This window comes from Streptomyces sp. NBC_00984, assembly GCF_045162475.1.
In the GTDB taxonomy this organism is placed as follows: Bacteria; Actinomycetota; Actinomycetes; order Streptomycetales; family Streptomycetaceae; genus Streptomyces.
Genome location: NZ_CP108734.1, coordinates 686,056 through 700,891, shown reverse-complemented (window position 1 = coordinate 700,891; position 14,836 = coordinate 686,056). Strand labels below are relative to the sequence as shown.

The 14,836-nt window shown below is 71.4% G+C and carries 16 protein-coding genes; 13 read left to right on the top strand and 3 right to left on the bottom strand.

The features are described 5' to 3' along the window. Positions 1–28 precede the first annotated feature (28 nt). Positions 29–757, bottom strand: a complete 729-nt coding sequence (locus OG520_RS02950; RefSeq protein WP_406012055.1) for a LuxR C-terminal-related transcriptional regulator — start codon at positions 755–757, stop codon at positions 29–31. A 204-nt stretch (positions 758–961) separates the two neighbouring features. Between OG520_RS02950 and OG520_RS02945 the strand changes: the two genes are divergently transcribed. The 5 genes from OG520_RS02945 to OG520_RS02925 all read left to right on the top strand — a co-directional run bounded on the left by OG520_RS02945 (position 962) and on the right by OG520_RS02925 (position 5,465). Further along, positions 962–2,278: a hydrolytic protein gene (locus OG520_RS02945; protein ID WP_406012054.1), complete on the top strand. Its 1,317-nt coding sequence runs from the start codon at positions 962–964 to the stop codon at positions 2,276–2,278. A gap of 521 nt (positions 2,279–2,799) precedes the next feature. Beyond that, the gene (locus tag OG520_RS02940) at positions 2,800–4,329 is read left to right on the top strand and encodes a phage tail sheath family protein (RefSeq protein ID WP_406012053.1); all 1,530 of its coding nucleotides are present in this window, start codon (positions 2,800–2,802) and stop codon (positions 4,327–4,329) included. A gap of 40 nt (positions 4,330–4,369) precedes the next feature. After that, a complete protein-coding gene (locus tag OG520_RS02935; RefSeq protein WP_072486912.1) occupies positions 4,370–4,810 on the top strand; it encodes a phage tail protein in 441 nt (146 codons plus the stop codon). Beyond that, entirely contained in the window at positions 4,807–5,310 is a 504-nt protein-coding gene (locus tag OG520_RS02930; protein ID WP_399330937.1) for a hypothetical protein, read from the top strand. The genes OG520_RS02935 and OG520_RS02930 overlap by 4 nt, the downstream gene beginning before the upstream one ends. After that, a complete protein-coding gene (locus tag OG520_RS02925) occupies positions 5,307–5,465 on the top strand; it encodes a DUF6760 family protein (protein ID WP_266430796.1) in 159 nt (52 codons plus the stop codon). Before OG520_RS02930 ends, OG520_RS02925 begins: the two co-directional genes overlap by 4 nt. Before the next feature lie 129 nt (positions 5,466–5,594). Here the strand turns inward: OG520_RS02925 and OG520_RS02920 are convergent, their stop codons facing one another. Next, entirely contained in the window at positions 5,595–6,485 is an 891-nt protein-coding gene (locus tag OG520_RS02920) for a hypothetical protein (protein WP_406012052.1), read from the bottom strand. Positions 6,486–6,884: 399 nt separating this feature from the next. After that, positions 6,885–7,337, bottom strand: coding sequence for a hypothetical protein (locus OG520_RS02915; protein ID WP_406012051.1), 453 nt, complete (start codon positions 7,335–7,337; stop codon positions 6,885–6,887). Between the two features lie 748 nt (positions 7,338–8,085). Here OG520_RS02915 and OG520_RS02910 point away from each other — a divergent pair. The 8 genes from OG520_RS02910 (at position 8,086) to OG520_RS02875 (ending at position 14,833) form a co-directional block, all read left to right on the top strand. Then, positions 8,086–8,478: a hypothetical protein gene (locus tag OG520_RS02910; RefSeq protein ID WP_406012050.1), complete on the top strand. Its 393-nt coding sequence runs from the start codon at positions 8,086–8,088 to the stop codon at positions 8,476–8,478. A gap of 62 nt (positions 8,479–8,540) precedes the next feature. Further along, the gene (locus OG520_RS02905) at positions 8,541–8,966 is read left to right on the top strand and encodes a phage tail protein (RefSeq protein WP_266430804.1); all 426 of its coding nucleotides are present in this window, start codon (positions 8,541–8,543) and stop codon (positions 8,964–8,966) included. Between the two features lie 60 nt (positions 8,967–9,026). Further along, on the top strand, positions 9,027–9,749 hold the full coding sequence (locus OG520_RS02900; protein WP_266430806.1) for a LysM peptidoglycan-binding domain-containing protein: 723 nt from the start codon (positions 9,027–9,029) through the stop codon (positions 9,747–9,749). Further along, entirely contained in the window at positions 9,746–11,512 is a 1,767-nt protein-coding gene (locus OG520_RS02895; protein WP_406012049.1) for a VgrG-related protein, read from the top strand. The genes OG520_RS02900 and OG520_RS02895 overlap by 4 nt, the downstream gene beginning before the upstream one ends. Before the next feature lie 60 nt (positions 11,513–11,572). Next, positions 11,573–11,890, top strand: coding sequence for a PAAR domain-containing protein (locus tag OG520_RS02890; RefSeq protein ID WP_266430811.1), 318 nt, complete (start codon positions 11,573–11,575; stop codon positions 11,888–11,890). Next, on the top strand, positions 11,887–12,312 hold the full coding sequence (locus OG520_RS02885; RefSeq protein WP_385333057.1) for a GPW/gp25 family protein: 426 nt from the start codon (positions 11,887–11,889) through the stop codon (positions 12,310–12,312). Before OG520_RS02890 ends, OG520_RS02885 begins: the two co-directional genes overlap by 4 nt. After that, positions 12,312–14,273: a putative baseplate assembly protein gene (locus tag OG520_RS02880; protein WP_406012048.1), complete on the top strand. Its 1,962-nt coding sequence runs from the start codon at positions 12,312–12,314 to the stop codon at positions 14,271–14,273. The genes OG520_RS02885 and OG520_RS02880 overlap by 1 nt, the downstream gene beginning before the upstream one ends. Then, positions 14,270–14,833, top strand: coding sequence for a phage tail protein I (locus tag OG520_RS02875; RefSeq protein WP_406012047.1), 564 nt, complete (start codon positions 14,270–14,272; stop codon positions 14,831–14,833). The genes OG520_RS02880 and OG520_RS02875 overlap by 4 nt, the downstream gene beginning before the upstream one ends. The last annotated feature ends 3 nt before the right edge of the window (positions 14,834–14,836 follow it).

The following is a 14,836-nucleotide window of genomic DNA, read 5'->3' as shown; positions in this document are numbered from 1 at the left end:
CCGTCCGCGCGAGGGCCCGAGGCGGGACTCAGATGAGTCCGTGTCGCATGGTGTAGCCGACGGCGTGGGCCCGATTGCGCAGTTCGAGCCGTGTCACCACCTCATGCAGAACGTTCTTGACGGTGCGTTCGGAGTACGAGGTCTTCTGCGCGATCTCCGCGGTGCCGTAGCCCTCCGACACCAGCCTGATCATCTCCGCCTCGCGCGTCGTGAGGGTGGAGAGCGAGAGTCCCCGCGGGTCGAGGACCGTGCGCTGGAGGCTGCTGACGTGGTCGAGGAGCTTTCCGAGCAGGTCGCCCGGCAGGACACCTTCGCCGTTCGCCATCGCCGTCACCAGGTGGACGAGACTGTCCTGGTCGGCCTCCCCGCGCCTCAGCACGGCGGCGACGCCGCACTCGATCATGGTCTGGAGCGCGCCCGATTCGAAGAACCCGACGACGAGCCCGGTGCGGGTCGCGGTATTGCGCTGGAGACGCTGCAGGAGCTGGACGGTGCGCTCGTCCACCATGTCCACTACTACTAAGGAGACTTGGGCCCGGTCCGCCTCGGACTCCGCGATGAGCTCTATCTCGGGCCGTGGGCGCATCTGGTGAACCACACCGGTCCGCAGGATCAGGTCCTCCGCGTACACGGCTACGGAGACTCTGCCCCCGGGAGCCTCCTTGGCGCCGCTCCCGGCGGAGCGCTCCGAAGCGGTGGGCCTGCGGTACTGGCCGCGCTCCACTGCCCTGTACTGCGTGTCTGCTGTCGTCGTCATTCGATTGTGTGCCTGTCCTTCTCAGATACTTCCGTCCGATACGCCCGTTGCCGCACTCGACCGCGTCGGCCTCCGGCACGGTGAACGGGCCCGGGGGAGGGTCGCCGGGACATCGTGGCGTTGTGCCCTCAGGGCACCACCCCTGCCCGATCGTTGCCCTCGCGTCTCTGCTGCGGTGCCGCAGGGGTGGCCTAACGTCGCATCGTGACCACATCTGCCGAACTCGAAACGCCTACGGTGACGGTGTCGCCCGGCGCCGAAGCGACGACGACACTGACCGTGCGCAACGACGGCGACATCGTCGAGGCGTACACACTCGAAGTGGTCGGCGACTGCGCGGCTTGGAGCACCGTGGAGCCGGCGCGGGTGTCCCTCTACCCGGGCACCTCCGAGGTGGTGACCGTACGGCTCGCGCCGCCGCGGTCCCACGAGGTACGGGCCGGTGAGATACCCCTGGGTGTCCGCGTGCTGCCCACGGAGCACCCCGAGTCGGTGGCGGTCCCCGAGGCCACGGTGATCGTCGGGCCCTTTCACGAGCTCCGGGCGGAGCTCGATCCGCGACGGCGTTCCGGCTGGCTGGGCGCCCGGTTCCGGACCTCGGTGCAGAACCGGGGCAACACCGCGGTCGATGTCGCTGTCACTGGCAAGCAGGCCGGTGAGGAACTCCGGTTGGCCTTCACCCCGGGCCAACGACGACTGGAACCGGGCGAGTCTGCCGAGGTGGGACTGCGGATCCGGGCCCGGAAGCTCATCTGGTTCGGGAAACCGGTCACTTGGCCGTTCGAGGTCGAGTCCGCCGAGGGCACCGAAGGGGACACCGACGGCGAGCAGGCCGGCCGGTCCGAGGCACTGCCCGGTGAGTTCGCGCAACTGCCCGTACTGCCCAGGTGGCTGCTGATGGTCCTGGCCGCGCTGCTCGCGCTGCTGCTCGCGTGGTTCGCGCTGGTCCGGCCCGCGGTACGGAGCACCGCGAAGCAGGCGGCGCACGAGGCCGCACAGGAGAAGACGCCCCCCGGCGGGCAACAGGGTTCGGCGACAGGGGGCGGCACGGGCGACCCGACCGGTGGTCAGGGAGATGACAAGGGGCAGGGCAAGCCCAACGCGTCCGGAGGCTCCGGCTCGGGCGGTTCCAGTTCGGGAACGGGCGGGGGAACGGGGGGCACACAGCAGAGCTCGGCGACGATCGATGTGCAGACCGGGTCCGGGGCCAAGAAGAACGGGACGTACCGGGTTCCGAAGGGGAAGGTATTCGGCATCACGGACATCGTGGTCGCGAACTTCCAGGGCGACGAAGGAGTGCTGACCATCTCCTTCGGGGAGCGGAAGATCACCACCATCGCTCTGGAGACCTTCCGGAACCAGGACTACCACTGGGTCACCCCCATCGAGATCCAGGAGAACGACACGGTCACCGCGTCCGTGACCTGCGCCAAACCCGGTACGCCGGCAACCGGAACTCAGGCCTCCGAATGCCACCAAGTACTCAATGTCAGCGGTGTGCTGAGCGATCTCGCACCGTAGAAACAAAGTGCCCGGCCTCCTGCTTCCCCCACAGGAGATGAGAACAGCAGAAATCCCGACCGAGGGGAACCCGGCTTGCCGGTCTTTGGCAGTTTCCTTCTCCTGCGCACAGGAGAGGCCATCCGGGCCGTCCGGGTTCCGCGATGTCGGCAGTGGGTGAGGAGTTTTCCGACCACAGGCCTCTCGGGTACCTCTGGAAGGGCACCTGGCCCGGTCAAGGATCGGATTCGGTCGCCCGGTCCCGAGCGGACGGCCGATATCCGCGAATTCTGGCTGATTCCTGTCTGTTCCCCTGCCGGCGGACGTCTTCCGGAAATCCGCAGTACACCTTGCTGTCACACGATCGGAACGGGAAATGCGGCGGTCGCCGCGACCGGTCCACAAGGGGAAGATTTTCCTGTCCCACAGGTGCCCGGGAAGGCAGCACCCTTGCCCCGTGCCCAGGACCTTGAGACCTACTGTCCGCCACAGCCGCCGAGGAAGACTCGGCGGCGAACGAACGACCACGCGAAGGAGCGAGCATGCCGTCGTACCTCACCCCCGGTGTATACGTGGAGGAGGTGCAGTCCGGAGCGCGGCCCATCGAGGGAGTCGGCACCGCGGTCGCAGCCTTCGTCGGTTTCGCGGAGTCCGGCCCCTTCCACCAGCCGACGCTGGTGACGAACTGGGACCAGTACGTCCAGACCTTCGGTACCTTCACCGCCGACACGTACCTGACGCCCGCGGTCTACGGCTTCTTCGCCAACGGTGGCGGCGCGGCCTACATCGTGCGCATCGGGGGCCCCGCACAGGACTCGGCGCAGGGATCCGCCGCCGAAGCGGTCCCGCCCGCAGCCATCGGGGGATTCCTGGTCTCCGCACGGCCCGGAACGAGTGGAGACCTCTCCGTCGAGGTCGCCGACGCCGAGGGCGAGAACGTTCCGGAGGACCGGTTCCGGCTGCTGGTGCGGCAGGCCGGCAAAGTGGTGGAGACCTACGACGTCTCCACCCGCAAGAACGTCAAGGGCTATCTGGTCGCCCAGACCCGCCAGTCCAAGCTCATCCAGGTCACCGAGCAGCCCGGCGCGGCCCAGACCCGGCCCGAGAACCAGACCCTCGCCCTCGCGTCCACCGCCGCCGCCCCCGGATCCGGTGTCGCACGGCTCGACCCGGCCGAGTACGTCGGTGACGCCGCCGCCCGTACGGGCTTCGCGGGCCTCGAAGCGATCGACGAGATCACCATGGTCGCCGTTCCGGACCTGATGAGCGCCCACCAGCGCGGCGACATCGACGCCGAGGGCGTCAAGGCCGTTCAGTTGGCGGTGATTTCGCACTGCGAGCAGATGGGCGACCGGGTCGCCATCCTGGACACCCCGCCGGGCATGAACGCCCAGCGCGTCCGTACCTGGCGCAACGACGACGCCGGATACGACTCGCGCTACGCGACCGTGTACTACCCGTGGGTCAAGGTCTTCGACCCGGCGACCGGCCAGAACTCCCTGGTGCCGCCGAGCGGCCATGTGGCCGGCGTCTGGGCGCGCAGCGACGGCGAGCGCGGTGTGCACAAGGCCCCCGCCAACGAGGTCATCCGCGGTGCGCTGGACCTGGAGATCCGCCTCAGCAAGGGCGAGCAGGACCTGCTCAACCCGATCGGTGTCAACTGCGTGCGCGCCTTCCCCGGGCGCGGTATCCGGATCTGGGGCGCGCGCACCCTCTCGTCCGACCCGGCCTGGCGCTACCTCAACGTACGCCGCCTCTTCAACTACCTGGAGGAGTCGATCCTCCTGGGCACCCAGTGGGTGGTGTTCGAGCCGAACGACGACCGCCTGTGGTCGAGCATCCGGCGCAACGTCACCGCCTTCCTCACCGAGGAGTGGCGCCGGGGCGCCCTCTTCGGCCGCACGGCCGAGGAAGCGTTCTACGTCAAGTGCGACCGCGACAACAATCCGCAGGAGTCGATCGACCTCGGCCAGGTCGTGTGCGAGATCGGCGTGGCCCCGGTGAAGCCCGCGGAGTTCGTGATCTTCCGCCTCGCACAGTTCTCCGACAGCACCAGCCTCGTCAACGAGTGACCCAGCAGGGTCCGCAAAACGGAACAGGTGACACAGAGTCATGGCAGAGGGCGACGCTCTTTCCACCCACGTCTTCGGCGTGCAGCTCGGCGGCTATCTCGTCGAGTCGATCCAAGAGATCAGCGGCCTGACCGTCGAGGAGGAAGTCGTCGAGGTCCGTCAAGTGACCGCCGAGGGCAAGCAGATCATCCGCAAGCAGCCCGGCGCACGCCAGGCGGGCGAGGTGACGATCACCCGCGGACTCGACAAGAGCAGTGAGTTCACCAAATGGATCAAGGAGACGCTCAACAACGGGGCCGTCGACACCGCGCGCCAGAACCTGACCATCGAGATCAAGGACTCGAAGGGTGAGACGGTCCGGCGCATCCAGTTGATGCAGGGCTGGGCCAGCAAGTGGGAGGGGCCCTCGCTGAAGGCCGGCGAGTCCAGTGCGGCCACCGAGTCGGTGACCATCACCTTCGAGGAGATCGTGGTCGAATGAGGCGTAGGACCGTTACGTCGGGCGGGCTCGACGAAGTCCTCGACAGCCTCGCGTCCGCCCCGCCCGCCGCACGCGAGGAGGCGGCTCCCGTACCGCCTTCGGCCCGGGACCGCGACCGTGACCAGATGGATCTGCGTACGGAGTTCGAGTTCGAGCTCCCGCGCGGTTACGTCGACGACGAGGGCCAGGTCCACCGGCGCGGCTCGATGCGGCTCGCGACGGCACGGGACGAGCTGCGCCCGCAGATCGACCTGCGGGTGAAGGAGAACCCGGCGTACCTGTCCGTGGTGCTGCTGAGCCAGGTGATCACCCAGCTCGGCACCATCACCGATGTGCACGCCGGGGTCGTCGAGCGGATGTACGCGACGGATGTCGCGTTCCTCCAGGACTTCTACCGCCGGATCAACAGCGAGGGCCACACGCACGCCGCGGTGACCTGCCCGCTGTGCCACGGGGCGTTCGAGGTGGACCTCTCGGGTGGGCGCCTGGGGGAATCGTGACGTACGCGCTTCCCCGGTTGCGGGAGGAGATCGCGTACGTCGCCTACCACTTCCATTGGCAGCGAGAGGACATTCTCGACCTCACCCACGGCGAGCGTCAGGAATGGGTGCGGGAGATAGCGCGGATCAACACCCGCGTCAACGAAGGCGGGTGATCGTGTGGGGATCGGAATCTGGCTCCGCCGGGGGGACCGGCAGCCCGGAACGCCGCCCCGGGGCGGAGCCGGAGCCGAGACCGGGCACGCTCCGGAACCGGAGGCCGACCGGAGCGACAGCGGGGCCGGTCAGCGGGACGGCGTCGGGGGCGGGGACTGGGACGGCGGCTGGCGGCAGGTCGCGCCCCCGACGGTGACCGTCGCCCGGTCCTCGATCGGGGTGAGCGACGGACTGCGGTTCAGGGACGGCCTCGCCTCGTGGCAGGACCTCGCCTTCGGAAGCGAACTCGGCCATGCCGTACTGCCGTCCGCGCCGGTGGGCCTCATCCACGGCGTCGCCCGTCCGGGCAGCGCGCGTTCCGAGTCTCCCGGTGGACCGCTGCTGTTGCGTGCCGCCCGGACCGGAACGGACGGGGAAGCGGAACCTGCTGCGGGCCTGCCGTCCGCCGCAGCGGGCAGCGAGGTCGGCAGGGGCAGGGCGGGCGCGAAGCCGGCCCCTGCGACCACAACCGTCCAGCGGGCGAGCCGCACGGTGTCCTCCCGTCCCTCGCCCGCCCCTGCCTCGCCCCCCCGCTCCTCGTCCTCCCGTTCCTCCGGGAGCGGGGCACCGGGGCATCGGACCGGCGGTGGTGGCGCAACCGCTCCGGAAGCCACGGCGGAGGCGGCCCCGGCGAAGGGCACGGCGCCCGCCGCGGCCCCGGGACCGGCTTCGAGTCCGGCCGCCGCGTCGGCGTCGCGGCATCCCGCGGGCGCCGCGCCGGCACCGGTCTCGCCCCAGCGGGCCCGGCCCGCGGCCGTACGTCCGCGGCGGACCGCCCCACCCCTGATCATTGCCAGGCGTCCGGCGATGGCACTGCGGCACATCGCCGGGATTCTGCCGGCCACGACCTCCGCATCGGCCACTCCCGTCACCACCACCGCCGCTGTGCAGCAGGGCGCGTCGCACCAGACCGCGCCCGCCGGTCCGGACGCCGGCACCGACCGTCCCACCGCCGCACCGGTGCGTCCCGCCCTGGGCAAGCCCCTGAGGGAACTGCCCACCGGGGCCGTACCGTCAGGTCCGGCAGTGCGGAGCGAGGTCGTACCGTCCGCCCCGGAGGGGCAACGGACAGCGGACATGCCCGTACTCCAACGCCAGACATCGGAGACGGAAACCTCTCCGGCAACCCCTTCGGCAACCTCTCCGGTGACCGCGCGTTCGCCAGAAGCGGCGAAGCCGTCGGTACGTCAGCCGTCGTCTCCGGAGATTCGGTCCACGGAAGCCAGGTCTCCGGAGGTTCGGGCCCCGCGGCCGCCACAGCCCGACCGGTCCGGCTCACCGGCTCGTGCCCGGGGCGGGATCGGTACCCCCCTTCCCTCGCTTCCGCCGACGGCCAGGCTCCGGAACGACGCTCCGTTGCTCGGCGACCGTCGTGGGCCTCAGCCGGGAACCGCGGGCCCGCGGCAAGGCGCGACGCCGACGGGGGAGCCCGGGGCGCCCCCGCCCTCCGTACCCGCCAAGCCGATGTCGAAGCTCCCGAACGAGCCTTCCGCGATGCCGGTGCGGACGCCCCCCGTGGCTGCCCGGTCCGATGCGTCCGCACCGCAACCCGCGGTTGTCCAGCGCGCGGCGGACACCACGCGTCCGAGCTCGCCCGTCAGCACCCCTGCCCCCGCCGCTCCCGTCGCGCCGGTACGTGTCCGGAGGATCACCCCGGAGCGGAGAAAGGGACGGACATCCGGCCCCGCCTCCTCGGCGGCGGGGCCGATGCCCGCCGTGCAGCGGTCGCGTGCCCTGCTCGCGGGGAGGGCCCTGAAGGTGAGCACCGGCTCCAGCGAGGGCTTTTCGGCGCCTGCGTCAGGCAGCGCGGCCCGGCCGGTCGTGGCAGCCACCTGGCGCCGTGATGGCCGGCAGCCGGGGTCCGATGTGCCGTCGCCGGGGCCCGGGAGCACGCGGACCGGGGAGCACCGGACGCCGCCGGGCGCCGCATCCGGGCCGGCACTTCCTCACCCGAGCACCCGCCCCTCCGATCCTGCTGCGCCGCACCGGACACGTGCGACCGGCCGGGCGCCGACGCACGGTGGGCCGACGCCCGGGACTGCGGCGCCCGGGACTACGGTGTCTCGGACTACGGAGCGCGGGACTACGGCGCCCGGCGGAACCGTCCAACGTCTCGTGCCCGGGAGCCCGTCGCCCGGCACCACGCGGAGCGGGACGCACTCCGGCCGGACGCCTGCCGGTGACCCCACTCGCGTTCCGGGCGCCGGTCCCGGGACCGTGGCCCGCGTCGGCGCCGACCGGACGGGGCGCGGAACGGGAGTCGGCGGCTCGCTCCTGCGGCTCGTGCAGCGTTCGGTACGCGGCGGCGCGACCACGCCGCCGTCCCGTCCCGACGCCCACCTGCCGGAGCGGAGCCCCGTGGAGTCAGACTCCGCCCGCCGCCCCGGACCGCCGTCCCCGCCACCACGACCCGCACCCCCGACCGCGTACGTGGCCCCCTCCGCACCCCTGTCCGCGCCGTCCGCCGCACAGCCGGTTCCGGTCGTGCGTCCGCATCCGCCCGCAACGGACCGGCCGGGAGCAGCCGCCGTGCCCGTACAGCGGATGGCGTTTCCGGTAGTGGCGGATTCCGGCGCTCCCATGGCCACCGGACCGGCGGCCGGAGCCGGTGCTCCCCTTCCCGGACCACCGAGCCTTTCGGTACGGGTTCCGCGACGCGCACCCGCTCCGGCCGCCGGAGCGGGCGCCTCCGGGGCCACGGCCGAAGTGCTTCAGCGCGCGGCGGCCGACGCCGGAATCACCGGTGTTCCGGTGAGGGCGGCCCCGGTGAAGCCCGCCGCGCCGTCGGGAAGGACCGGCCCGGCCGGATCGGCCGACTCGGCCACCGCGGACGCTCCGCCCGCGAACCGGGTCACCGCGGCGGACATCGAGGAACTGGCCCGTCGTCTGCTCGATCCGGTGAGCCGGCTGATCCGCGCGGACATGCGCAGAGGACGGGAACGTACCGGACGGTTGTACGACGGGCGCCGCTGACGGCGGCCCGAACAGCTGGACACGGCACGGTACTTGGAAACAGCAGAGAAGAAGAGAAGCACATGACGGACAACATCTTCGCGACGAGCGTCTTCTTCAAGCTCGTCATCGGCGGCAGTGACCTGGGGGCCTTCCACACCTGCTCGGGCCTGGGCGCCGAGGTGGAGATGGAGCAGTACGCCGAGGGCGGCAACAACGGGTTCACCTGGCAGCTGCCGGGACGGATCACCTGGACCAACATCACGCTGACCCGCCCCGTCACCGCCGACACGCTCAAGATCGCACGGTGGCTGAACGAGACGATCCAGCGGGTCGAACCCAAGGACGGCGAGATCGTCGCGCTCCGTCCGGACCTCAGCCGCATCATCAGCTGGCAGGTGCACGGCATCGTGCCGGTCCGCTGGCAGGGGCCGTCATTCGACCCCGCCAGTTCCCAGGCGGCGATCGAGACGCTGGAGATCGCGCACGAGGGCCTGGAGCCTTCCTGATGGATCGTCACAGTCCTTAGCAGGTACAGGTAGCAGAGAAGATCGGGAAGGAGGAGCGCAATGTCACCCGCTGTCCGTACGAGCCGTGCTCGCGCCCAGCTGACCATCATGGAACCGCCGGCGACCGTCGGCGCCAAACCGGGCGGGACCCTCGCCCGGCTCACCTTGCAGTTCAACCCCGCCAAGCTGTCGCTGAGCAAGAGCACCGAGTGGCGGCGCACGCCGTCCCGGATGGCCGGACAGTCCGCGCTGCCCGAATTCGTGGGCAGCGGGCCCCGGGCGCTGTCCCTGGAGGTCTTCCTGGATTCCACGGCCACCCACGACAACTCGGTGGAGAAGGCGGTGGAGCAGCTGATGACGGCGTGTGTGCCCACACCGAGCAGCCTGGCCCGCAAGACACCCGCGAGCCCCTGGGTCCGCTTCGACTGGGGCACGTCGAAGACCACCTCGTTCGACGGTGTGCTGTCCAACCTCTCCGTCTCGTACACCCTCTTCGACGTCGACGGGAAGCCGCTGCGCGCCACCTGCGCCCTGTCGATCGAGGAGGCGAGCGTGGATCCGGCGGGCCAGAACCCCACGTCCGGCTCGCGGGAGGCACGCCGTACGCACCGGGTCGTCGCCGGGGACAGCCTGCCGCTGCTCGCCTGGCGGGAGTACGGCGACGCCACCGCCTGGCGCACGATCGCGGAGGCCAACGACGTGGACGACCCGATGCAGTTGATCCCCGGCAGGGAGCTGGTCGTGCCCGGACTGGAAGATCACGCTCCGGAGGGCGGCCGATGACCGCCGCCGGCCGCTCCTTCGCCGCGGATCCGATCGTCGAGGCCCCCGGTGAGCTGCCACCGGCCTGGGCGGCCCAGCTGGTGAGCTGCGTGGTGGACGAGAACGTCGGCCTGCCGGACACCGCCGTGCTGACGTACCGGGACCCCGATCACAAGCTGCTCACCGCCACCGGGATGACCATCGGCACCCCGCTGAAGATATCCGTGGTCACCGTGCAGGAGCGGGTGCGCGAGCGGCTGTTCACCGGTGAGGTCACCGCGGTCGAGCTGGACAGCGACACCACCGGTTCGTTCACGGTGGTCCGCGCCTTCTCCAAGGCCCACCGGCTCCAGCGCGGACGGAAGGTGGTGGCGTTCCGCAACATGAAGACCGCGGACATCGTCCGCAAGGTCGCCGCGGGCGCCGGGCTGGCCTGCGGAAGGATCGAGGCCGCGCCCATCACGTACAAGCAGCTGACCCAGCCCAATGTCTCGGACTGGGAGTTCCTCCAGTACCTCGCGGGCGAGAGCGGTGCGCACGTGCGGGTGGACGACAAGGGCCTGTTGCAGTTCGTGAAGCCCAAACCCGCCGCGTCGGCCCCCTCGCCGGCCACCTCCGCCACCCGCCACCCGATGGTCCTGGAGTACGGGCGCAACCTGCTGGCCCTGCGGGCCGTGCTGACCGGTGCGGACGGGGCGGACAGTGTGGAGGTGCGCGGCTGGAACGTCGACACCAAGACACGGCTGGTGGCCCGCGAGCAGTCCATCCGCAGCGACACGGTGTCCCCCGGGATGAGCCCGTCGCTGGCGGCCGGGGCGTTCGGCCCGAACGCCCGGATGACGGTCACCGACACCCCGTACCGGACCCAGGCCGAGGCCAGGGCCGTGGCCGGTTCGGTGGCCGCCTCGGTGAGCTCCGGGTTCGGTGAGATCGAGGCGGTCGCCGAGGGCAATCCCCAGCTGCGGGCGGGGGAGCCGGTGGCCCTCGGCAACGTCGGACCGGCGTTCGCCGGGCGCTACACGGCGACGGCCGCGCACCACGTACTCGAACCGAACGGCGGCTACCGCACCACCGTGCTGGTCAGCGCGGCGCCCGACCGCTCGCTGGCGGGACTGACCAGCGGCTCGAACGCACCCTCGCGCGGCCCGCGCATGCCGGGTCTGGCGATCGGCGTGGTCACCGACATCCGCGAGGGCAAGGCCGAACGCGGCTGGGTCCGGCTCAAGTTCCCCTGGCTCGACGACACCTATGTGACCGACTGGGTCCGCACGGTGCAGTGGGGCGGTCAGGGCGGCGGCGGGGTATTCAGTCCCGAGGTCAACGACGAGGTGCTGGTCGGGTTCGAGCAGGGGCTGCTGGACAGCCCCTATGTGCTGGGCGGCCTCTACAACGGGGTGGACAAGCCCTCGCCCCACGACGTCCCGCTGGTCGACCCGACCAGCGGCAAGGTCAACCGCCGTTCCCTGGTGTCCCGTTCGGGCAACCGGATGGAGCTTCTGGACGCCCCGCGCGGACCGTCCGGTGTCCGGCTGGCCACCGGCGACAAACGGCTCGAAGTCACCCTGGACGAGCGGCGGAACGAGATCGCGCTGACGGTGTACGCCCTCGGCGGCAACCGGGCACTGAGTTCCGTGAAGCTCTCCGCGTCCGGGATCACCCTCGACGCCGGAACGGGCGACGTGAACATCAAGGGCAGCTCGGTGACCGTCAACGGCAAGACGGGGGTCACCATCGACGGCGGGCTGCTCGGGGTGCTCAAGGCCAGACTCATCAAGATCAACTGACGGTTCGCCATCCATCCGATGCCTCCAGAAGTCCCTTTCCCAGCAAGGAGAACCCCGGCCATGCCCCCCGCAGCCCGCACGGGCGACAGCACCGCCCACGGCGGCCTCATCGGTACCCCGCCCCCGGGCGCGGTGGCCGTCGCCACCGTGCTGATCGGCGGCCGGCCCGCGGCCGTCACCGGGAGCCTGCACGTGTGCGTCGTCCCCCCGCACGCCGCACTCGGGCCGGGGAACGTGATCATGCCCAACCCGGCCGCCGCGGTCACCGGACAGGTCCTGATCGGCGGGCTGCCCGCCGCCCGGATGCGGGACAACACCTCCTGTGGCGCACCCATCATCAGCGGAGCGCTGAACGTACTGATCGGGGGCCCGGTGTGAGCGGCGGCGGATTCATCGGACGCGGCTGGGGCTTCCCGCTGCGGGTCGGCGCCACGGGCGGCATCGGCATGGTCGAGCGGGACCGGGAGATCGAGGAGGCGATCGGGCTGGTGCTCGGCACGGCGCCGGGCGAGCGGCCGATGCGCCCGGAGTTCGGCTGCGGCATTCACGACTACGTCTTCGCACCCGGTGACGGCGCCACCGCCGGGCGCATCGCGCACGAGGTCCGCACCTCGCTGGAGCGGTGGGAGCCGCGCATCGAGGTGACCGACGTGGTGATCGCGTTCGACGCCATCGAGGAGGGCACCCTGTACATCGACGTGCACTACACCGTGCGGGCCACCAACGACCTGCGCAATCTCGTCTTCCCCTTCTACACCATCCCGTCATCCGAGGGATCCGAAGAACCGGGAGTGCGCTGATGGCCCTGCCCTCACCCAACCTGGACGACCGGCGCTTCCAGCAACTCGTCGACGAGGCCAAGCGGTATGTTCAGCAGCGCTCTCCCGAGTGGACCGACCACAACGTGTCGGACCCCGGGGTCACGCTCATCGAGACGTTCGCGTACATGGTCGACCAGCTGCTGTACCGGCTGAACCGGGTACCGGACAAGAACTACTCGGCCTTCCTCGACCTGCTGGGCGTCACGTTGTTCCCGCCGTCGGTGGCACGGGCGGAGGTCGACTTCTGGCTGTCCGCTCCGCAGCCGGAGACCGTGCGGCTCCCGGCGGGCACGGAGGTCGCCACCTCGCGCGGCGAGGCCGAGGAGGCAGTGGTGTTCTCCACCTCCGACGACCTGTCGATCGTGCCGAGTTCGCTGGTCCGGCTGGTCACCGCACCGGTGTCGGGCGACCAGACCGACCGCACCGCACCGCTCGGCGCCGGCAAGGACATCCCGTGCTTCCAGTCCCGGCCGGAGCCCGGAGACGCCCTGCTGTTCGGGCTGCCCACCGCCGTGCCCCGGTGCATCGTCGCCGTACGCCTGGACAGCCGGGTGGAGGGCGTGGGCGTCGACCCGCGGCAGCCGCCACTGGTGTGGGAGGCCTGGGACGGTGCCCGCTGGGTCACCTGCCAGACCGGCACCGACAGCACCGGCGGGCTGAACAGGCCCGGCGAGGTGATCGTGTTCGTCCCCGCCGGACACACCGTGTCGGTGACCGCGGGGACCCGGGCGGGATGGCTGCGCTGCCGGGTCACCGCGCCGGAACCGGGGCAGCCGTTCTACTCGGAGTCGCCGACGATCCGGGAGGCCGAGGTGTTCACCGTCGGCGGCACGATGGACGTCGAACACGCGGAGACCGTCCTCGATGTTCCGCTCGGCAGCTCCGAGGGCGTCGCCGGGCAGAGGTTCTCCGTGAGCAGGGTGCCGCTGCTGCTGGACGGGGAGCCGCCGGTCGTCCAGGTGTCCTCCGCGGAGGGCTGGCAGGTCTGGACCGCGGTGGAGCATTTCGGCGCCTCCGCCCCGCACGACCGGCATGTGCGGATCGACGCCGTCTCCGGCGAGTTCGCGTTCCCGCCTGAGGTGCGCGAGCCGGACGGGACGATGCGCGCCTACGGTGCGGTGCCCGAGAAGGGCGCGCAGCTGCGGGTTCCCCGCTACCGGACGGGCGGCGGGGCGGCCGGCAACGTCGCCCGGGGTGCCATCTGCGTGCTGCGCAGCTCGGTGCCGTACGTGGCGGGCGTGGACAACCGCGAGGCGGCCCGGGGCGGGGTCGACGGCGAGACCGTGGAGAACGCGAAGGTCCGGGCGCCCAACATCCTGCGGGTGCAGGAGCGGGCGGTCACGGCCGGGGACTACGAGGCCATCGCCCGCGAGGCCGCACCTTCCCTGCGCAGGGTCCGGTGCCTGCCGGCCGTCGCGGGCGAGGGCGGAGCGGTACGGGTCCTGGTGGTGCCCGACGCGGTCGCCGACGAGGGGGGCCAACTGCGGTTCGAGCAGCTGATCCCGTCGGACTCCGTGCTCTCGACGGTCACGGCGCGACTCGACGAACGCCGCCTGGTCGGCACCAGGCTGTTGGTGGAACCGCCCGCGTACCAGGGCGTCACCGTGGTCGCCCGGCTCGTGACGGCCGGTGGTGACGTGGACCGGGTCCGCGCGGAGGCGGTCGCCGCGCTGTTCCGCCACATCGACCCGCTGCGGGGCGGAGCGGAGGGCACCGGGTGGCCGTTCGGCAGGCCGGTGCAGTACGGCGAGATCTTCGCCGTGCTCCAGGGCGTGCGGGGGGTGGGCCTGGTGGAGGAGGTACGGATGTTCCCCGCGGACCCGATCACCGGCAGGCGCGGGGCGGCGGTGCAGCGGATCGACGTCGCCCCGGGCGCCCTGGTCTTCTCGCACCAGCACCAGGTCGAGGTCACCGCGAGCGTGGCCGGTGACGGCTCATGACCAGAGCCGCGGTACCCGGGCTCCCCAGCCGCTACCCGATCGGCGGGCTGCTGCCCGCGCTGTACGCGGACGACGACCTGGCCCAGCGGTTCACGGCGGGCCTCGACACCGTCCTGGCGCCCGTCCTGTCCACCCTGGACAACCTTCCCGCCTATTTCGATCCGTCGCTGGCTCCGGCCGACTTCCTGCCCTGGCTGTCGTCCTGGGTGGCGGCCGATGTCGATCCGGCGTGGCCCGAGGAGCTGCGGCGGGCCGTGGTCGCCCGCGCCGTCGAACTGCACCGGTGGCGCGGCACCCGCCGCGGCCTGATCGAACACCTCCGGCTCTGCTTCGGCGTGCATGCCGACATCCAGGACGGCGGCGGCGCCACGTGGTCGTCCGAGCCGGGCGCGGCGCTGCCTCGGCCGCCGACCGGGGAACTGCTGGTGCGCGTCTGGGCGTTGCACGGAGGACCGGTGGACGCGAGCCGCGTCCGGGACGTCGTCGCGGCCTCGTGCCCCGTACACCTCACGTGCCGGGTGGAGATCCTGCCGGGCCCGCCAGACGAGACAGGAGACTGACGC